General features: G+C 66.1%; 15 protein-coding genes. 4 read left to right on the forward strand and 11 right to left on the reverse strand.

Annotated features, from left to right (window positions below; genetic code table 11):
• Positions 1-241: 241 nt before the first annotated feature.
• Both QW863_RS27230 and QW863_RS27235 read right to left on the reverse strand, forming a co-directional pair.
• Positions 242-3424, reverse strand: a complete 3183-nt coding sequence (locus QW863_RS27230) for a multidrug efflux RND transporter permease subunit (protein ID WP_315716605.1) — start codon at positions 3422-3424, stop codon at positions 242-244.
• A 323-nt stretch (positions 3425-3747) separates the two neighbouring features.
• Positions 3748-4986, reverse strand: a complete 1239-nt coding sequence (locus QW863_RS27235; protein WP_315716606.1) for an efflux RND transporter periplasmic adaptor subunit — start codon at positions 4984-4986, stop codon at positions 3748-3750.
• Between the two features lie 190 nt (positions 4987-5176).
• Here QW863_RS27235 and QW863_RS27240 point away from each other — a divergent pair, with 190 nt between their 5' ends.
• Positions 5177-5794 (forward strand): TetR/AcrR family transcriptional regulator, encoded by a 618-nt coding sequence (locus QW863_RS27240; RefSeq protein WP_315716607.1) that lies wholly within the window; start codon positions 5177-5179, stop codon positions 5792-5794.
• A 118-nt stretch (positions 5795-5912) separates the two neighbouring features.
• A complete protein-coding gene (locus tag QW863_RS27245) occupies positions 5913-7388 on the forward strand; it encodes a M81 family metallopeptidase (RefSeq protein WP_315716608.1) in 1476 nt (491 codons plus the stop codon).
• Positions 7389-7646: 258 nt separating this feature from the next.
• Here QW863_RS27245 and QW863_RS27250 read toward each other — a convergent pair whose 3' ends face one another.
• Positions 7647-9272 (reverse strand): MFS transporter, encoded by a 1626-nt coding sequence (locus QW863_RS27250; RefSeq protein ID WP_315716609.1) that lies wholly within the window; start codon positions 9270-9272, stop codon positions 7647-7649.
• Positions 9259-10383 (reverse strand): HlyD family secretion protein, encoded by a 1125-nt coding sequence (locus tag QW863_RS27255; RefSeq protein ID WP_315716610.1) that lies wholly within the window; start codon positions 10381-10383, stop codon positions 9259-9261. The genes QW863_RS27250 and QW863_RS27255 overlap by 14 nt, the downstream gene beginning before the upstream one ends.
• Positions 10384-10985: 602 nt before the next feature.
• On the opposite strand from QW863_RS27255, the gene galE reads away from it, so the two are divergent.
• Entirely contained in the window at positions 10986-11981 is a 996-nt protein-coding gene (galE, locus tag QW863_RS27260) for a UDP-glucose 4-epimerase GalE (RefSeq protein ID WP_315716611.1), read from the forward strand.
• Positions 11982-12018: 37 nt separating this feature from the next.
• Here galE and QW863_RS27265 read toward each other — a convergent pair whose 3' ends face one another.
• The 3 genes from QW863_RS27265 to QW863_RS27275 all read right to left on the reverse strand — a co-directional run bounded on the left by QW863_RS27265 (position 12019) and on the right by QW863_RS27275 (position 14805).
• Entirely contained in the window at positions 12019-12291 is a 273-nt protein-coding gene (locus tag QW863_RS27265; RefSeq protein ID WP_315716612.1) for a hypothetical protein, read from the reverse strand.
• Between the two features lie 211 nt (positions 12292-12502).
• A complete protein-coding gene (locus tag QW863_RS27270) occupies positions 12503-13771 on the reverse strand; it encodes a sensor histidine kinase (protein WP_315716613.1) in 1269 nt (422 codons plus the stop codon).
• 857 nt (positions 13772-14628) lie between these two features.
• Positions 14629-14805, reverse strand: coding sequence for a hypothetical protein (locus tag QW863_RS27275; protein ID WP_315716614.1), 177 nt, complete (start codon positions 14803-14805; stop codon positions 14629-14631).
• 21 nt (positions 14806-14826) lie between these two features.
• Between QW863_RS27275 and QW863_RS27280 the strand changes: the two genes are divergently transcribed.
• Positions 14827-15399 (forward strand): Crp/Fnr family transcriptional regulator, encoded by a 573-nt coding sequence (locus QW863_RS27280; RefSeq protein WP_315716615.1) that lies wholly within the window; start codon positions 14827-14829, stop codon positions 15397-15399.
• Positions 15400-15477: 78 nt separating this feature from the next.
• Here the strand turns inward: QW863_RS27280 and QW863_RS27285 are convergent, their stop codons facing one another.
• The 4 genes from QW863_RS27285 to QW863_RS27300 form a co-directional block, all read right to left on the reverse strand.
• Positions 15478-16227, reverse strand: a complete 750-nt coding sequence (locus QW863_RS27285) for a Crp/Fnr family transcriptional regulator (protein WP_315716616.1) — start codon at positions 16225-16227, stop codon at positions 15478-15480.
• A 191-nt stretch (positions 16228-16418) separates the two neighbouring features.
• Positions 16419-17459 (reverse strand): tryptophan--tRNA ligase, encoded by a 1041-nt coding sequence (gene trpS, locus QW863_RS27290; RefSeq protein ID WP_315716617.1) that lies wholly within the window; start codon positions 17457-17459, stop codon positions 16419-16421.
• Between the two features lie 124 nt (positions 17460-17583).
• Complete coding sequence (locus tag QW863_RS27295) at positions 17584-17718, reverse strand: hypothetical protein (protein WP_315716618.1); 135 nt, start codon at positions 17716-17718, stop codon at positions 17584-17586.
• A 5-nt stretch (positions 17719-17723) separates the two neighbouring features.
• Positions 17724-19358 carry an ABC transporter substrate-binding protein gene (locus QW863_RS27300; RefSeq protein ID WP_315716619.1) on the reverse strand — a complete coding sequence of 545 codons (1635 nt, stop codon included), beginning with the start codon at positions 19356-19358 and terminating at the stop codon, positions 17724-17726.
• Positions 19359-19416: the final 58 nt, after the last annotated feature.

Here is a 19416-nt window from a genome sequence, read left to right on the forward strand (position 1 = left end):
GTGTGGTCAAATGACCCGGCGGCCTGGTGCGGGACAGGCCGCCGGGTCGGCGCAACGTGCTGGAGTTGGCGTCCTCCATCTCGCTGCGCTGGTCTGTGATCCGTTTCACAGTCCTGTAGAATTGATCGTGAAACGGATCATCCGGGGAGCGTGATCGGGACGCCGACTGCCATTTGTCTCTACGAATCAAGAGACGATCGCGTTTCCGGGCGCTCGACATCACGCGCGTTCACATTCTTGTTTACTCCGCGGGTTGAGCCGCCACCGTGCCGTGGCCGCCGTGCTGGGTGAGCGGCTTCATGCCGGTCAGCGTCCGCAGCAGCACGTAGAACACGGGCGTCAGGAACAGGCCGAACACGGTGACGCCGATCATGCCGGAGAACACCGCGACGCCCATCGCGCGCCGCATCTCCGAGCCGGCGCCGGTCGAGAGCACCAGCGGCAGCACGCCCATGATGAACGCCATCGACGTCATCAGGATCGGCCGCAGCCGCAGGCGGCTGGCCTCGATCGCCGCGCGCAACGGCGTGCGCCCGGCGAATTCGAGCTCGCGCGCGAATTCGACGATCAGGATCGCGTTCTTGGCGGAGAGGCCGACGAGCACGATCAGGCCGATCTGGGTGAAGATGTTGTTGTCGCCCTTCGAGAGGTAGACACCGAACATCGCCGCCAGCAGCGCCATCGGCACGATCATCAGGATCGCCAGCGGCAGGGTCAGGCTCTCATAGAGCGCGGCCAGCACCAGGAACACCAGCAGAATCGCGAGCGGAAACACCCACAGGCCGGAGTTGCCGGCGATGAACTCCTGGTAGGTCAGGTCGGTCCATTCGAAGGCGAAGCCGGGCGGCAGCACCTCGGCCGCGACCCGCTCGGCGGCCGCCTGCGCCTGGCCGGAGGAGAAGCCGGGCGCCGCTGCCGCGTTGATATCCGACGACAGGAAGCCGTTGTAGCGGATGGCGCGTTCGGGACCTGCGCTCTGTCGCACGTTGAGCAGCGCCGACAGCGGCACCATGTCGCCGGAGGCGGAGCGCACCTTGAGCTGGCGGATATCGTCGGCACGGGCGCGGAACGGCGCGTCGGCCTGCACGCGCACCGAATAGGTGCGGCCGAACTTGTTGAAGTCGTTCACGTAGTAGGAGCCGAGGTAGATCTGCAGGGTGTTGAACACCTCCGTCACGGGGACGCCGAGCTGCAACGCCTTGGTGCGGTCGATGTCGGCGAACAGTTGCGGGACGTTGACCTGGAAGCTCGAGAACACGCCGGCGATCTCCGGCGACTTCTGCAGGCCGGCCATGAACGCCTTGGTGACGTCGTTCAGAGCTTCGTAGCCGAGGCCGGCGCGGTCCTCGATCTGCAGCTTGAAGCCGCCGATGGTGCCCAAGCCGTTGACCGGTGGCGGCGGGAACATCGCGATGAAGGCGTCCTGGATGCCCGCATATTTCTTGTTGAGCTCCATCGCCAGCGCGCCGCCGGACAGCGACGGATCCTTGCGCTCGTCGAACGGCTTCAAGGTCGAGAACACGATGCCGGCATTGGAGGAGTTGGTGAAGCCGGAGATCGACAGGCCGGGGAAGGCGACCGAGCTCTCGATCCCGGGCTGCGTCAGCGCGATGTCGCTCATCTTGCGGATCACCTCCTCGGAGCGGTCCAGCGTGGCGCCGTCCGGCAGCCGCGCGAAGCCGACCAGATACTGCTTGTCCTGGCCCGGCACGAAGCCGCCCGGCACCTGCTTGAACAGCACGGCGGTAGCGCCGACCAGCAGGACATAGAGGATCATCACCGCGGCCTTGCCGGTGATCACCTTGGACACGCTACCGCTGTAATTGTTGGAGGCGCGGACGAAGGCGCGGTTGAAGCCGCGGAAGAACCAGCCGAGACTCTTGTCGAGGATGCGGGTGAGACGATCCTTCGGCTCGTGGTGGCCCTTGAGCAGCAGTGCCGACAGCGCCGGCGACAAGGTCAGCGAGTTCACCGCCGAGATCACGGTGGAGATCGCGATCGTCAGGGCGAACTGCTTGTAGAACTGCCCGGTCAGGCCGGAGATGAAGGCGAGCGGCACGAACACCGCGACCAGCACCAGCGCGATCGCGATGATCGGCCCCGACACCTCGCGCATCGCCTGGTAGGTGGCGTCGCGCGGCGACAGGCCGCTCTCGATGTTGCGCTCGACGTTCTCGACCACGACGATGGCGTCGTCGACGACGATGCCGATCGCGAGCACCAGGCCGAACAGGCTGAGCGCGTTGATCGAGAAGCCGAACAGATGCATCACGGCAAAGGTGCCGACAATCGAGACGGGCACCGCCAGCAGCGGGATGATCGAGGCGCGCCAGGTCTGCAGGAAGAGGATCACGACGATCACGACCAGCACGATGGCCTCGAACAGCGTGTGCACGACGGCCTCGATCGAGGAGCGCACGAACTGGGTCGGGTCGTAGACGATGTGGTACTCGACGCCCTCCGGCATCGTCTTCTTGATCTCGGCCATGGTGGCGCGGACGTTGTCCGAGATCTGCAGCGCGTTGGAGCCGGGCGCCTGGAAGATCGGGATCGCCACGGCCTGCTTGTTGTCGAGCAGCGAGCGCAGGCCATATTCGGAGGCGCCGAGCTCGATGCGGGCGACGTCGCGCAGCCGCGTGATCTCGCCATGCGTGCCGGTCTTGACGACGATGTCGGCGAACTGGTCCTCGTTCGACAGCCGGCCCTCGGCATTGACCGAGAGCTGCAGGTCGAGGCCCTTGACGCTCGGTGATGCCCCGACCACGCCGGCGGCGGCCTCGACGTTCTGCGCCTGGATCGCCTTGACGATGTCGCTGGCGGAGAGGCCGTGCTCGGCCGCCTTCTGCGGATCGACCCAGACCCGCATCGAATAGTCGCCGGCGCCGAACAGCTGCACGTCGCCGACGCCGTCGATGCGCGCCAGCCGGTCCTTGACGTTGAGCACCGCGTAGTTGCGCAGGTACGTCGTGTCGTAGCGGCCGTTCGGCGAGATCAAATGCACGACCATGGTGAGGTCGGGCGAGCTCTTCTTGGTGATGACGCCGAGCTGGCGCACGACATTGGGCAGCCGCGGCTCGGCCTGCTGTACGCGGTTCTGCACCAGCTGCGTGGCCTTGTCCGGATCGGTGCCGAGCTTGAAGGTGACCGTGAGCGTCATCGCGCCGTCGGTGGTCGCCTGGCTGCTCATATAGAGCATGTTCTCGACGCCGTTGATCTGCTCCTCGATCGGCGTCGCCACCGTCTCGGCGATCACCTTCGGATTGGCGCCGGGATAGGTCGCGCGCACCACCACGGAGGGCGGCACGACGTCGGGGTATTCGGAGATCGGCATGGAGAACAGCGCGATCAAGCCGCCGAGGAAGATCAGCGTCGACAGCACGCCTGCGAAGATCGGCCGATCGATGAAGAATTTGGAGAGGTTCATGGGAGGCCCCGTGGTCGGGAGATGTCAGTGGCTCTGATTGGCTTCGGTCGTCGAGGGGCGCGATGTTCACCCTCCCCTGGAGGGGGAGGGTCGGCTCGCATGAGCGCAGCGACATGCGAGACGGGGTGGGGTGGCGGCCCCTCCGCGCGTGCGGTGCTCAATTGAGACGAACCCGCGACGCACGGATGCTGAGGAGGTGCGAGCAGGTTTTCACCAACTGAGACCGTCACCCCACCCCGCCGCGCGCTGTGCGCGCGTCGACCCTCCCCCTCCGGGGGAGGGTGGGCATCGCGTGTGTAGGTGACCGCCATTGTCGATCATGATCAGCGCTGCGCTAGTCGCTTGTTGTCAGACGCCGCTCCATCGCGTGCGCCCATCGCGGCCACCTGCGTCTTCAACAACGCACCTGGCCGCACCCGCTGGAGGCCATTGACCACCACGCGCTCGCCGGGCTTGAGGCCGGCGGAGATGATGCGCAGGCCATCGACGCTGCCGCCGAGGCTGACCGGGCGATAGACAGCGCGCTCGTCGTCGCCGACCACCATCACGAATTTCTTGTCCTGGTCGGTGCCGATGGCGCGCTCGTCGAGCAGCACCAGCGATTGCTGCTGCGGCTGGCCCATGCGCACGCGCGCGAACTGGCCGGGGATCAGCCGGCCGTCCTCGTTCTTGAACACGGCGCGGACGCGGATCGTGCCGCTCTGCCCGTTGACCTGATTGTCGATCAACTGGATATGGCCGGATGCCGTGATGCCGCCCGAGGTCGTCATCTCGACCGGGATGCGGTCGAGATTGCCGCGTTTGCCCGAGCCGTCGGCAATCGCCGACAATGCGCGCAACACCAGCTCTTCGGTGGCGTCGAAGCTCGCATAGATCGGGTTGACGGACACCAGCGAGGTCAGCACCGGCGAGGCCGACCCGGCGGCGACGAGGTTGCCGACCGTGACCTCGATCCGGCCGACCCGGCCGTCGACCGGCGCGCGCACCTGCGTGTAGTCGAGATTGAGCTTGGCTGTCTGCAAGGTCGCTTCGGCGGCCTTGACGTTGGCGATCGCTTCGCGATTGCCGTTGTCGCGCTGGTCGTAATCGCGCTTGGTCACGATGGAATTGCCAACCAGCTGCGCGCCGCGCTCCAGTTCGTTGGCGGCGAAGGCGGCGCGGGCGCGCGCCGCTTCCAGTTGCGCCTGCGCCCGGTCGACCTCGGCGGCGTAGGGCGCCGGGTCGATCTTGAACAGGACGTCGCCAGCCTTGACCAGCGAGCCCTCGGTGAAATTGGTGCCGAGAATGGCACCGGCCACCCGCGGCCGGATCTCGACCCGCTCGACGGCTTCAAGCCGGCCGGAGAACTCGTCCCACAGGCTCGCCTGGCGCGGCTCGACGACGGCAACCGTCACGGGGACGGCCTGTTCGGGGGCCGCGGCGCGGGCCGCATTCGGCGCGGAACTGAAGTGGAAATATTGGGAGCCGGCATAGGAGCCGGCGGCAATCACCAAGCCGGCGGCGGCGACGGTGCTCAGCCACCGCTTCAGGCGGCCGGAAGAACGAATTTCGGACGAAGGCATTGGCGCGCTCCAGATTTGTAGTGCTCGCTACAAATGTGGCGCTGGCAACCCGTTCGCAAGAGACTTATGTAACGGATGCTACGAAAATAGTAGCCCGACTTTCGGCGGACTGCGCCAGATCAAAGAAATCGCGTTCAAGAACAACTAGATAAGAATCAGACGGGGCGGAGACGGAACAGGAGTTTTGCAGATGGGCATCGGACGGCCCCGGACTTTCGATCGCGACACCGCGCTGGACCAGGCGATGGAGGTGTTTTGGCGCCATGGCTATGAGGGCGCCACCATCGCCCAGCTCACCGATGCCATGGGCATCAACCCGCCCAGCCTCTATGCCGCGTTCGGCAGCAAGGAGGCCCTGCTCAGGGCCGCGCTCGACCGCTACACGGCGCGACGGGAGGCCTGGATGGACGAGGTGCTGAGCGCGCCGACCGCCCACGAGGTCACCGCGCGGATGCTGATGGGCGTCGCCGAGAAACAGACCGATCCCTCCAATCCGCCCGGCTGCCTGCTGGTGCAGGGCGGTCTCGCCTGCGGCTCCGGCTCTTCCAACGTGCCGTTCGAGCTCGCGGCCCGCCGCGCACAGACCGAGGAGCAGCTCCGGCACCGTTTCGAGCGCGCCAAGCGCGAAGGCGATCTGGCTGAAGCCGCCGACCCCGCTGCGCTCGCGCGCTATGTTTCCGCCGTGATCACCGGCATGAGCGTGATGGCGTCGTCAGGCGCCGACCGCGAGGCATTATCCCAGGTCGCCGTCGTCGCGATCAAGGCGATCGAGGATCAGTCGGTGAGGGCGCCGGCGGCGGCGAACTGATCGACATCATGCGCTGAGCGGCGGGTGCTCTGCCGTCGCAAAGTCTTGTGCTCGTGGGCGCAATGCGATCCCCTGCGGCCGCCTCATTGTCATCGCGCGAACCAAGAGCAATTCCTCCATGCGTGTCTTCTCCGCCGCCCTTGCCACCGAGACCAACACTTTTGCGCCGATGCCGACGGGGCTCGCGACCTTCCACGAGCGTGCCTACTTCCCGGCCGGAACGCATCCGGACAAGATGCAGATGCATGGCGGGCCACTATGGGCGGCGCGGCAGGTCGGGCCATCGAAAGGGTGGACCTTGATCGAGGGGCTGGTCGCCGCAGCGGTGCCGAACGGGCTCGTCACCCGCGCCGCGTTCGAAACCCTGCGCGACCAGATCCTCGCCGACCTCGAAGCCGCGCTGCCGGTCGACATGGCGTTGATCGGCCTGCACGGCGCGATGATCGCCGACGGCTATGATGATTGCGAGGGCGAGCTGCTCGCGCGCATCCGCGAGATCGTCGGACCCGATGTGGTCATCGGTGCGACGCTCGACCCCCACGTTCACATGAGCGAGCTGATGGTCAGAAGCGCCGATCTTCTGATCTGCTGGAAGGAATATCCGCACACCGACATTCTCGAGCGGGCCCAGGATCTGGTGAAACATTGCACCGAGCTCGCCGAGAAGCGGCTGAAGCTGCAGAAGGCCCTGGTCGACACCGACATGATCGTCACCCTGCACACCACGCGCGAGCCGGTGCGCAGCTTCGTCGACCGCATCACCGCGCTGGAAGGCAAGGACGGCGTCGTCTCGGCCTCGATCGTTCACGGCTTCGGCTGGGGCGACACGCCGTCCATGGGCACCAAGGTGCTGGTCTATAGCGATGCCGCCGTCGATCCCGATGGCGCCAAGGCGCAGGCGCTGGCGCGCAAGCTGGCGGACGAGCTGATCGGCATGCGCGAGGCGGTGACCGAACGCATGCCCGGCGTCGATGCTGCGCTCGACCAGGCCTTGGCGAAGGACGGCACCATCGTGCTCGGCGATGCCAGCGACAATCCCGGCGGCGGTGCGCCCGGCGATTCCACGTTCATCCTGCGCCGGCTGCTCGACCGCAACATCGGCAATGCCTGCCTCGGTCCGCTCTGGGATCCGATCGCGGTGCGCATCGCCTTCGATGCCGGCGTCGGCGCCAAGCTGCCGCTGCGGATCGGCGGCAAGATCGGGCCGCTGTCGGGTGATCCCGTCGATGCGACCTGGGAGATCAAGGCGCTGAAGGAGAATATGGTGATGACGGGCCTTGCCGGCACGCCCGCCAAGCTCGGCGATTGCGCGTTGATCGGGAGCAATGGCGTCGAGGTCGTGATCACCACGTTCCGCTGCCAGGCGTTCGGCACCGACTTCTTCACGCAGCTCGGCTGCGATCCTGCCACGCGCAAGCTCGTCGTGGTGAAATCCGCCCAGCATTTCCGCGCGGCATTTGCGCCGATCGCGGCCGACATCATCATGGTCGATGCGCCCGGCGTGGTCGCGCGCGACGTCACGACGTTGCCCTACAAGAAGATCAAGCGTCCGAAATGGCCGCTCGATGAGTTGCCGCAATCATCGCGAGCATGATGTCCCAGAATGCGACGATCATCGCATCGCCGTTAACGTTCGGAACGCGGCTGGAACGAACCGCGTCCGAATCGCTTGCGAATCACGGTTTGAGATCTGTTCACGGCTAGATGTCGTAGCTCTCGGAGATGGCGCGCAACATGCAGCGCCGGCGATTCTGATCGTGCGGCTCGGCTTTCGTCAGAAGGTTAAAGGCGCAGAGGCGCGCCGGCGTTGTTGGAGAGAACGCGACGCCCCCACATGCGGGGGCGGGCCCGCTCACATCGTCGACGTTCCGAACCGTCGCATCCACGCCGCCCTCAGACCGATCGGTGTTGGCGAGAACGGGCCCGGCGGTGCGCGCGTGATCAGGGCGACCAGCAGGAGCGCGGCGATCGCGAGCCAGAAGCACAGCCAGAACGCATCGAGATAAGCGAGCACGTTGGCCTCGCGCTGCACCTGCGCGGCCAAGGTCCCGACGGCGCGGGCCTTGGCCTGGCCGCCGCCATGCGCGGCGAAATAGCCGGTCAGTCGTTGCAGCGCGCGCGCGACGTCGAGATCGCCGCTCTGGATGTTGAGGCCGAGATAGGCCGAATGCACCTGCTCGCGCACCCGCAGCCACGTTCCCATCAGGGCGACGCCGATTTCGGCGCCGCCGAGCCGCATCACCTGGATATAGGCCGCAAAGGACGTCGCCCGCGCCGGATCGGAATTCGACAGCGCGAGGATGATGATCGGAAGCAAGGTCAGGGCCTGTCCGATCGACTGCAGCACGACGATGACGATGAAATCCTCGCGCGCCCAGGCATGGGTGATCTGGGTGCCGAGCAGATTGGCCGCCGCGAAGGCACTGAGACCGAGCACGACGACGATGCGGGGATCGAGATGGCGAAGCAGGACGATCGACAGCGGCACCAGCACGACCATCGGCAGCGCGCCGTAGAACAACAGCAGCGAGCCGCTCTGCTCCGGCCGCAACTGCGTGATGGTGACGAGGAAGTTCGGCACCAGCGACGCATTCGAGAGGCTGGTCAGCGTGTAGAGCAGGATCACGACCAGCGACAGCCCGATGTTGCGCGAGAACAGCACGTTGAAATGCGCCCATGGCTGCGGGGCGAGCGCCTCGTTGACGAGGAACAGGACGAACAGCGCGGCGCCGCCGCACAGCAGCGCCATCACCGTGCCCGATTGCAGCCAGTCGAGTCGGTTGCCCTGGTCGAGACCGGCATAGATCATCGCCACGGCGCTGCCGAGCAGCAGCATCCCGCCCCAGTCGGCGTTCTCGAGCAGCGCGCGGTTGACGGGCTCGGCCGGGGTGCCGAGATAGACCATCAGCGCCATCAGCGGCGCCAGCACGACGCCCTGCCAGTACAGCCACTGCCAGCCGAGATGCTCGACATAGAAGCCGACCAGCGAGGTCGAGGTATCCAGCGCGAAGCCGACCCGGATCGCATAGATCGAGATCGCCGGCAGCCACCAGCGGATCGGCAGGTTGCGGAAGATGATCATGAGCGTGGCCGGCACGAAGGTGCCGAGCAGCATGCCGTGCAGGATCGCGAGCGCGATCAAGGTCGGATAGTCGCGCACGAACGGAATGATCAGGGACAGCACCGCATAGATCAGGCTGGGAATACCCAGCACACGGCGCAGACCGAACACGGTCGCGAGCCACGCCACGGCTGGCGCGATGACGATCTGCGAGCCGATCGCCGCGGTGGACAGCCAGGCGCCCTCGTCAAAACCGAGCGAGAACGCGCCGCGCAGATCGGGCAGGCCGACTGAGGTCAGCCGGCTGTCGAAATTCGCCAGGAACGAGCCGAGCAGGACGGCGCCGACGGCAAACAGCGGATGCGCCGCCTGGCCGCCGCGCGACAGCGGTCCGCGATCGGTCTCACTTGGCGCCATCGGCCTGGCCGGTGGTGCGGATGTGGGTCACGACCGACATGCCCGGCAGCAGCCGCGCGAGCAGCGGCTGGTCGCCGTCGAGGGCGATGCGGACCGGAATGCGCTGCACGACCTTGGTGAAGTTGCCGGTGGCATTGTCGGGCGGCAGCAGCGCGAATTGCGAGCCGGAGGCCGGCGCGATCCGCTCGACGCGGCCATGCAGCCTCTGGCCCGGGAACGAGTCCACGGTGACCTCGACCGGCTGGCCGGGCGCGACATGGGTGAGCTGCGTTTCCTTGTAGTTGGCGATGACGAAGACATGCGGCAGCGGCACCACCGCGATCAGGCTGCTGCCGATATTGACGTAGTCGCCGACCTGCACCTGGCGCTGTCCGACGACGCCGTCGAATGGCGCGGTGATCCTGGTGTAGCCGAGCTTGAGCCGCGCGGCGGCGAGCGCGGCCTTGGCGCCGGCGAGATCGGCGCCGCGCTGCTTCTTGGTGCCGGTGAGCACCTCGAGCTGATGACGCTGCGCGGCGATCACCGCGCGGCTCGCGCGCACGTCCGCCTGTGCCTTGGCATAGGCGGCCGTTGCCTGTTCCAGCCGCTGCTTGGTACCTGCCTCGCTCTGCGACAGCGACTGCTGGCGCTCTTCCTCCTGCCTGGCCTGCACCTCGGCCGCGCCGGCCGAGACCTGCTGCGCCTCGGCCTGGGCGATGGTCGCGTATTGCAGCTCGACCTGGTTGCTGAGGTTGTCGAGCGCCGCCTGCGCCGCTTCGACATTGGCCTCGGCCTGCGACACCTGTGCCTCGTAGTCGGCCGGATCGATCTGGACCAGCAGGTCGCCGGCCTTGACCTGCTGGAAATCGCTGACCGCAACCTTCGTCACCTCGCCGGCCACGCGGCTCGAGAGCTGCGTCAGGTCGGCGCGCACATAGGCATCGTTGGTCGACTGGGTCGTTGCGTTGCCGGTCCAGGCGTTCCAGCGCGTGGTCGCGAGAGCCACGAAGGCGAGCGCTGCGATCACCGCAAGCAGTGGAATGCCGAGACGCGCCCAGAGCCCGGGCGCCGCGGCGGGCGGCGTCGATGCAGCGCGCGCCGCCGCGTCGACGTTGCTCGGTGTTTCACTCAAGGGACGCCTCCTGCATCGGCCGACGCTGATCAGTCCGACGACTCGTACCCCATTCTGCGCCGCGTGCCACCTGGACTCTGGATCGTGAGCCATGCGTCGCGGCGCATGGACATCTGCGCGCCGAACGGAACCCGCGGGCGATCGGACCGTGATGAACCAGCTAACAGGCCAGCAGGTTGAGCACAGTCACAGCCCGCGATCGCCGCGCCGGGATCGCGCCGACGACATCGGCGCCGGATTCGCTGCCGCGACCAGCCCGCGCCTGATGTCCCAGAATGCGACGTCGCGCGCGCTCACGTTAACGTTCAGAACGCGACTTGAACGAACCGCGTCCGAATCAGCGGCGCAGCCCGGTACGAGGTCTGTTCACGGCTAGATGTCGTGCCGTCATCGCGTGACAGCAGCTATTCGGCGTCACTTGACCGCAATTTGGACGACCGGCTGGGTGCGAGAGCGTTAAGAGCACGGAGCGGCCTGCCGCCCAGCGGTTGTCGGTGACGCCGGCCGGCGCGCGCTGCCCGGTTGCAGCGGTCGCCTCGCTGGGTCACATTTCTCATCCGCGACTTGGGTCCAGCCGTTTGCTGATCAGAAGGCTTTCATGCATGGGTCACAAGGGAGCGATCCTGGTTGCCGGCGGCGCCGGCTACATCGGGGCTCATTGCTGCAAGGCTGTCGCCGGGGCCGGCTACGTGCCGATCTGCTACGACAATCTGTCCACCGGCCATCGCCGCTTCGTGCGATGGGGACCGCTGGTGGTCGGCGACATTGCCGACAGCGCCAGGGTGGCTGACACCATCCGCGCCCACGCGGTCGACGCGGTGATGCACTTGGCCGGGCCGAGCACGATCGGCGAATCCGTCGCCGATCCGCACAAATATTATCTGAACAACGTCGTCGGCACCTTGGGCCTGCTGCAGGGCATGCGCGAGGCCGGCTGCGCGCGGCTGGTGTTCTCCTCGACCGGCGCGGTCTATGGCGACGCCGGGCGGGATCCGATTCCCGAGAGCGCCGCGGGATCGGCCCTGAATCCATACGGCCGCTCGAAATACATGATCGAGCAGATCCTGGCGGACTATCAGGCAGCCTACGGCCTGTCGGCCATCGTGCTGCGCTACTTCAACGCCGGCGGCGCCGACGCGTCAGGCCTGATCGGTGAGTTGCGCGATCCTGAGACGCACCTGATCCCGCGCGCGCTGATGGCGATCCTCGGCCACGTGCCGGACTTTGCGATCTTCGGCACCGACTATGACACACCCGACGGGACCGCCGTGCGCGATTACGTTCACGTCGACGATCTCGCGGCAGCCCACATCGCGGCGATGGAGCGTCTGCTGCAGACCGGTTCGGGTGGCACCTACAATCTCGGGACCGGCCGCGGCCATTCGGTGCGCGAGATCGTCGATGCAATCGGCAGGGAGACCGGCGAACGGGTCCCGCTGGTGGTGCGCGCGCGCCGCGCCGGCGATCCACCGGTCCTGGTCGCAGATCCCCATCTTGCCCGGCAGGAGCTCGGCTTCGCGGCGCATCGGTCCGATCTCGGCACGATCATCCGCTCGGCCTGGACCTGGCACCAGACCGCGCACCCCCGGATCGCATGAGGCCGATGCCGCGTCCGGAGGCTCGTCGGGGAAGCTGTTACGCCGCGGCCGGCGGCGTGTGGGCGAACTCGTCCACGAAGCTCATCTCCGCGCGCTCGTCGTCGACCGACCAGCAGCCGATCTCGGAAGCGCCCCGGAAGAAGTGGACGCTGTGGACCGGTGAGCGGAAGTCGTCGCCGCGAATGATCTGGAGCAGGGTCTGCGCCACGCGGCGGTGATCGCCGGGGAGCCTGAGGTCGAAGAATGCGTCGCCATAGCCCGGCAGGATGGTGCCGGCCGAATCGCGAACTTCCATGCGCAACTGTGCCATGCTCGCATTCAACGACAGCAACGGTTTCCGCCCGGTAAATGCCGCCGCGCCGGCGCAGGTGATCTCACCATGGAGCGCGTAGCGCGCTGATCGCCATCAGCGAAGCGTGGACGAGGTGCTCTGACAAGAGGCGCCGTTCGAGCAAGCGGCCAGCCTTGTCAGCAGCGGATCGCATCGGCCGCGGTGGCCGGTGGGATGATCGCGCAAGGGATCACCGGGCCTTCTCCAGCACCGGGCGCTCTGCGGTGACGAGGGCTGCCGGGACAACCGCTTCATTGCGGGGGAGGATCGGCAGTTCGAACAGGACACGCGTGCCAGTCGGCTGGTTGGCGCTCAGGGTGAGACGGCCGCGAAGCTGCTGGACCATCCCCTTGATCATCCGGAACCCCAGGCTTGTGCGCGGTTGATCGATGTCGAAACCATCGGGCAGACCGACGCCCTGATCGGACACGCTGAGCTGCAGGCAACCGTCGATGTCGCGGGCGGAGATGTCGATCGGTCCGTCCTGGCCAGGATAGGCATGTTTCACGGCGTTGCTGACCAACTCATTGAGCAGGAGACCGAGAGGCACGGCGTGATCGGCCGACAGCCGTATCGGGTGGGCATCACAGTTCAGGATATGCGCTCCCGCGACGCGTTGCAGCCTCTTGCAGAAGTCTATGAGGAAGACGTCGACGTCGATGAAGCCGATCTGTGATGCCCGCGAGAGATGATCATGAACCTGGGCAATGGCTGCCACGCGCGATCCGGCCTCGCCGAGGGCAAGCTTGGCCTCAACGGAATCCGTCCCGAATGCCTGCACCCGGAGCATGGCCACGACGGAAGACAGGCTGTTCTTGACGCGGTGACCCATTTCGCGCGTCAGCATGGCTTGATGGTCCAAGGCGTCCCGGAGCCGCGTCTCCTCATGCAGGCGCTCGATTGCAATCCCGACGATGTCGGCGAATTCGGTGAGGAAGGCAGCGTCCGCCTCGTCGAAGCGGCGGGGGGCCGGACTGTCGACCTGGAGCACGCCGAAATAGCCGCCGCCTCGTCCGCCGCGATCGATCCGGACGCTGATCGACGTCTTGATGCCGCGGTCTACCGGAAGCCCCGGTATCTCGAAGCGATCATCCGGGGGAGCGCGACCGGTGATGATGGCTTGACCCGTCTGGAAGGCGCGTCCGGCAGGCGAGGTACTGTCCACGACGAACGATGATTGTTCGACCGAGCTCGGCCATCCGTACCCCGCGCGGACCAGCTGTCTCTTTCCGTCCGCCACGAATTCCATCACCATCGCGAACGGTGCATTGAGGCCCTTGGCACCGAGCGCGGCGGCGCGCTGAAGAGCGACGTGGATGTCGCGGGTCTGCAATGCAGCACGACTGAATTCGGCGAGCGCAGATTGTTGGATGAGCCTGTAGCTGCGCATGTCATTCCGGACGCCCGCGCGCTCGAGAAGGATCGGAAAAGCGGTATCTTGGCTCTGATGTCCCAACACGCGGATTCTCCAAAACAGAACGCACCCCGACTACAAATTCCCCGCGGCTCTCTTCCTTACGATTTGATATTGTAGGGCTATTGTGTTGCCGTTCACCGGCCGGAGTCTGAGCAAAAGCGGACATGGTCCAGTTTGCCGCAGCGCAATTCGTCGCGAGCCGGATCGAGGCGAAAGGCGCCCCGGCTCGCGTCGAGGGGGCGCTTGGCAGTTGCACCTGACGCTTGCCGTGCCCGCGCGCTCATCCAGAGGACCTTCCACGGAGAGCGGGCACCGGCGCCGCGGCGCGACGCGCGCTCTTGCAGCCCGTCAGAGGGTGGGCGGCACCATCCTCACGGAAACCGCCATATGCGCGATCGGCCAGCCTTGAGCCGGGCGGCAGGCCGGGTTGGCGCGCCGGCCAGATCCGCTCATTCGGCGGCCATTCTTTTGGGCCGCTCGGTGGTGTGGCCCACCGACAGCGAGCCGTGGGGCGTGTGACAGATGGATCCCGTCGAAGGGGTGTGTCCTGTCCGAATCCGTCAACGACCTCAATTTCATCCGTGAATGCCTGCGTCTGGCGGCGGATTTCACGCAACTTGCGCGCGATGCCGTCGATCCGGACCTGCAGGCGCATTGTCTGCGGATGGCCGCCTTCTGGACCGATCGGGCCGCCGGAAATCCCGGCGCGGAATCGGACGATCCGAGTCAGTGAAATCGCCGGATGCGCGATGAGCGAGCAGGGCCGTTGTTGCGGCGCGGCGGGGGAGCCTTGCGTGCGGGAGCTCGTGAGCAATTTTGCTCGGACTTGCCGGTCGAGAGCGCCCAAGAAACGGGGGCGACGGCGCGGACAGCCGCCTCTGCGCCGTGGCCTCCGTCCCTCATCGTGGCTTGTCAGTTTTGGAATGATCAAGGCGCAAACCGATCGCGATCTGCGGAGCAATCAGCTGCTCGATGCCCTGGCGCCGGACAGCCGCGGCCGGATCGAGCCGCACCTCGAGCCCGTTGATTTCAAGCTCGGCGCCGTGGTCTGCGAGGCGGGCGGCCATCTCCGGCATGCCTATTTCCCGAGAGGATCGGTGTTGTCGCTGTTGACCGTGCTGGAGAACGGCGACGCCATCGAGACGGCCAATATCGGTCGCGAGGGCGCCTTCGGCCTCTTCGCCGCCATGTACAGCCGGGCCTCCTTCAACCGTTGCATCGTTCAACTCGAAGGGCATACCGTCCGGTGTCCGATCGAGCTGCTGCAGCACGAGTTCGATTCCAGCGAACATGTGCGCAATCTTCTCGTCAGCTACTCCGAGACGCTGCTGTCCCAGGTTCAGCAGACGGTGGCCTGCAATGCGATGCATTCGACGGAAGAGCGCATCTGCCGATGGCTGCTGATGATGCACGACCGGGCCGAAGGGGCGGTGCTTCCGTATACGCACGAGTTCCTGTCGCAGATTCTCGGGGCCAATCGCAAGTCGGTGACGCTTGCCGCGCAATCCATGCAGGCGGCCGGCCTGATCAGCTATCGTCGCGGCACCATCCAGGTACTCGACCGGCCCGGCCTCGAGAAAGCCTCGTGCGAATGCTACGCCATCGTCAAGCAGCGGTTCGATGCGTTTCTCCAGCCGCCTACGACGGCGGTGCGCAGTCAGCTGCAGTGATATGATGGTGGCAATGATGTGATGGTGGCGTGGATCGAGCCGAGCAGGGCGGCCCCAGCTCGATCTCGCGATGCCCGGTCACAAGCTCTTCAGCGGACCTTTGCCTCCGACCGACTTGTCGCCTGCGATATGCGGCTGATCGTGCAGGACGACGTTCAGCAGGGAGCTGTTGATCTCGAGGTGACCGTTGTAGTCGATGAAGCCCAGCTTGCGGAACTTGTTCATGAAGTGACTGACGCGCGAGCGGGTGGTGCCGATCATGTCGGCCAGCATCTCCTGGCTGACCTTCGCGATGACCCGCTGCGGCTTGCCGTCATTGCCGAAATTGGCCAGCAGCAGTAGCGCCCGCGCAGGGCGCTTCTCGCTCGAATTGAACAGCTGATCGATGAGATCGGCCTCGACGCGGATCGTGCGGGCGAGAATGTGCGAAACGAAGATCTCGGAGAACGCCGGCTGCTCACGCAGGGCGCTCAGCGCGGCCGATTTGGTGATCCGCAGGATTTCGCTGTCCGTGATGGCCGACGCCGCCGACAGCCGATGAGACTGGCCGGCCAGGCAGCCTTCGCCGAAAAAGTCGTCCTGCCCGAGCAGCGCGATGACCGCCTCCTTGCCCTGCTCGGAATGGACGACGATCTTGACCGTGCCGGTGATGATATAGAACAGCACATCGGCGGGGCCGCCCTGAGAAAAGATCTGCTGGTCCTTTCGGTATTTCCCGATCGTCCGGCCTGGGCCTTCGGTCTTGAGGAACACCGCCGGATCGAAAGCCTGCTTCCTTGGCGGCGGCTTTGCGGCCGTCTGCGGCTTTACGATGGGTCGCTTCGCCATGTGTTCTCCCGGGTGAAACGCGAGTGCTGGATACTTCGAAGCCGGATCTCGGCATCACGGTTGGGCAGGCGCTAACACAGCATAGCGCCTTTCGCGGACGCTTGACAGCGCGGCGTCTATTTCAACGGGACACGCACAGCCGCTTCGTGTTCCAGTAACGCAGCGGAGCGAGAATTAGTTAATTCATGTTATCAAGCATTAGCATCGCACCGCTCATGCAGCGCGAACAGGCCCAGGGCCTCGCGGACGTCACGCAAGGTCGCATCGGTGACGGTGCGCGCCAGTTGGGTGCCGCGCCTGACGATCTCGAGAACGTGGCCGGGATCACGCGCAAACGCCGCCCGCCGGTCGCGGATCGGCGCGACCACGGCCTGCAGCACGTCATCAAGTCGCTGCTTCACGACGCTGTCGCCGAGGCCGCCGCGGACGTAGCGCGCCTTCAGGTCCGCGACCGCCGCAGGATCGTCGTCGAACGCGTCGAGATAGGTGAAGACGACATTGCCTTCGACGCGGCCCGGATCGGCGGCCCTGACGTGGCCGGGATCGGTGAACATGCGGCGGACGGCATCGCGAATCTGGTCCGCGGTGGCGGAGAGCGGAATCGTGTTGCCCTGTGATTTGCTCATCTTGGCCTTGCCGTCCACGCCAGGCAGGCGTCCGACGCTCGGGATCAGTGCGCGTGCCTCGGGGAGCACTTCCGTGCCCGCCTGGCGGTTGATGCGGCGGACGATCTCGTTGGTCTGCTCGATCAGCGGCGCCTGGTCGTCTCCGACCGGCACGATGGTCGCCTTGAAGGCGGTGATGTCGGCGGCCTGCGCAACGGGATAGCACAGGAAGCCGGCCGGAATATCGCGGCCGAAGCCGCGCGCCTGGATCTCGTCCTTGATGGTCGGGTTGCGCTCGAGCCGCGCCACCGTGACGAAGTTCATGTAGAGCAGCGTGAGATCGGCCAGCGCCGGCAGGTGCGATTGCAGGCAGATGGTCGTCATCTCCGGATCGATGCCGACGGCGAGATAGTCGGTCGCGATCTCCAGGACGTTCCGGCTCACCTTGGCCGGATCGTGGGCGTGGTCCGTGAGCGCCTGGGCATCGGCCAGCAGCAGGAATTGCCGATGCGTCGATTGCAGCGCGATGCGGTTTTGCAGCGAGCCGACATAGTGGCCGAGGTGCAGGGGGCCGGTGGTTCTGTCGCCGGTCAGGATGACGGGACGTTCTGGCATTGAGAGAGGCATCGTGGTTCTCCAGGAGTGAGAACCGCCGCTCGATCGAGCTCTTCGATGCTGTTGATGACAAGAACCGCGTCGCAGGCCGATGAACGGCGGCGACGGGCGAATGAATGACGAGGCCGTGCCGCTCCTAGATGGAGCGCCACCACGTGTTCGCGTGCAAGGTCTCAGTCTTGATCATGCGACCGATATGGCCGAAACCGCCGATGAATGCAACCCGCTCAGGCACGCTGCGCAGAGCGCGGCCCCAGGCCAGTTCAGCCATTCCGCCTATTCGAGATCAATCGCGTGATACTGGCCGGACTTGTCGAGCTGCGTGCCCCAGACCTTGTGCAGCGCCTGGTGGTCGGAGGGGCCGAAGCTCACCTTCGATCCGACGCCCAGCTCGTAGTTCTGCATCGATTCGAGGACATCGACCAGCGTTTCCGTGTCCACCGCGGGACCGGCGCGGCGCAGCCCTTCGATCAGGATGTTGGCGGTGAGATAGGCTTCCAGGGACGAGTAATCCGCCGGCTCTCCCGGAAAATATCTGTCGAGCGCCTTCTTGTAGTTCAGGGTGACGGAGGCGTAGCCGTCGACCGCCGGCGTGACCTGGGTGCAGATGACGCCGTCCGCATAGCGCGGGCCGAGCACCATCAGCTCACTGGCGAGGCCGGTGCTGCCGACGCCGGAGATCGTCGCGTAGGTCATGTCCGGATAGAGATCGCGAGTCTTCTCGATGAACTTGGCCGCGGCGCGAAAGGTGGCGACCAGCACCACCGCCTTGATCGCATGCTTCTGCCGGCGCAGTTGCGCGACGGCCTCGTCGACATTGACGGTGTTGCGGCTGTAGCTCATGCGGAAGGCGTCGCCCGCGCCGCCGCGCAGCCCGTGCATCGCCCTGCTGACGCCCTCCCACCCCGCGTCGCCATAGGCATCCTGCTGGGTGAGAACTCCGATCTCCTGCGGACGCAGCTTGCGGCTCTTGACGAGATAGTTCACGAGCGCATGGGCTTCCTCGGCGTAGCCGGCGCGGTAGTTGAAGACGTAGCGGTCCGGCGGATCGCGGCGAAGCGAAGGAGCCCCGGTGAAGGCGCCGAAATACAGCGCATGATGCTCGAGCGCGTACGGCACCGAGATCAGGGCCGTCGGACTGCCGTAGTTCTCGACGAATCCGAACACCTTGTGCTGCTCGTAAAGGTCCTTCATCGCGTTCAGCGTCCGCGTCGGCTCATAGGCATCATCGGCCGTGTAGAGCTTGAGCTGCCGGCCATGCACACCGCCTTCCTCGTTGACCTGAGTGAATGCGAGGTCGATGCCGAGCTTGAGCTGATGGCCCATCTCCCTGGCCGGCCCGGAAAACGGCGCCGCCATTCCGAAGCTGATTTCGGTATCGGTCACGCCCTGGACCGGGGCGCGCGTGCTGGTCGGCTGCGCCGACGCGGCATTGGCCACTCGCGTGTCGAACTTCGGCACACGGTCGTCCTCCCTCAGCGGCATGTTCTGGTCCGGCGCGACCGCCGGAGCGGCGCTCGCGAGCGCTCCGGTCCGGAGAGTATCCTGGACTGGCGCAACGGTCTGCGCGGCTTGGACCGGCGGCGATGGGACTGTTGCCGTCGTTGTCGCCGCCGCGCTGCTCTTGGCGGAGAGCGCAGCGGTCCACCGCGTCGGAAGTCTCGTCGCTGCAAAGCCGGCCACGCCCGCGGCAACAGCCACGAGCCCCATCACGCTCAACGCGCCGAGGAGACGCCGTTCCCGTGGCGGCGGAGGAACCTCCTGCACGCCGTAACGGGACGCGAATTCAGCAGGGGTAGGCCGATCGTGCTCGTCGCGCCACGGTTGTTCATACAGCGGACGCCGGCCGTCGTCGTAGCCGGACGGGAATGGCGGATCGCGGTCGTCATTGGGCGCACGCAGATGTCTCACGATTTTCCCCTTGGCTCGCGCGTCATGGACTCGTTGGAGTTTTTTCTGGATCGCGCGG

The sequence above is a fragment of the Bradyrhizobium sp. SZCCHNR1017 genome, assembly GCF_032381375.1.
Classification (GTDB): Bacteria; Pseudomonadota; Alphaproteobacteria; order Rhizobiales; family Xanthobacteraceae; genus Bradyrhizobium.

Excerpts from the sequence above, each read along its gene's own strand:
- QW863_RS27230 (WP_315716605.1), bottom strand. The coding sequence starts at position 3,424 with ATGAACCTCTCCAAATTCTTCATCGATCGGCCGATCTTCGCAGGCGTG.
- QW863_RS27235 (WP_315716606.1), bottom strand. The coding sequence starts at position 4,986 with ATGCCTTCGTCCGAAATTCGTTCTTCCGGCCGCCTGAAGCGGTGGCTG.
- QW863_RS27240 (WP_315716607.1), top strand. The coding sequence starts at position 5,177 with ATGGGCATCGGACGGCCCCGGACTTTCGATCGCGACACCGCGCTGGAC.
- QW863_RS27245 (WP_315716608.1), top strand. The coding sequence starts at position 5,913 with ATGCGTGTCTTCTCCGCCGCCCTTGCCACCGAGACCAACACTTTTGCG.
- QW863_RS27250 (WP_315716609.1), bottom strand. The coding sequence starts at position 9,272 with ATGGCGCCAAGTGAGACCGATCGCGGACCGCTGTCGCGCGGCGGCCAG.
- galE (WP_315716611.1), top strand. The coding sequence starts at position 10,986 with ATGGGTCACAAGGGAGCGATCCTGGTTGCCGGCGGCGCCGGCTACATC.
- QW863_RS27265 (WP_315716612.1), bottom strand. The coding sequence starts at position 12,291 with ATGGCACAGTTGCGCATGGAAGTTCGCGATTCGGCCGGCACCATCCTG.
- QW863_RS27275 (WP_315716614.1), bottom strand. The coding sequence starts at position 14,805 with ATGCCGGAGATGGCCGCCCGCCTCGCAGACCACGGCGCCGAGCTTGAA.
- QW863_RS27285 (WP_315716616.1), bottom strand. The coding sequence starts at position 16,227 with ATGGCGAAGCGACCCATCGTAAAGCCGCAGACGGCCGCAAAGCCGCCG.
- trpS (WP_315716617.1), bottom strand. The coding sequence starts at position 17,459 with ATGCCTCTCTCAATGCCAGAACGTCCCGTCATCCTGACCGGCGACAGA.
- QW863_RS27295 (WP_315716618.1), bottom strand. The coding sequence starts at position 17,718 with ATGGCTGAACTGGCCTGGGGCCGCGCTCTGCGCAGCGTGCCTGAGCGG.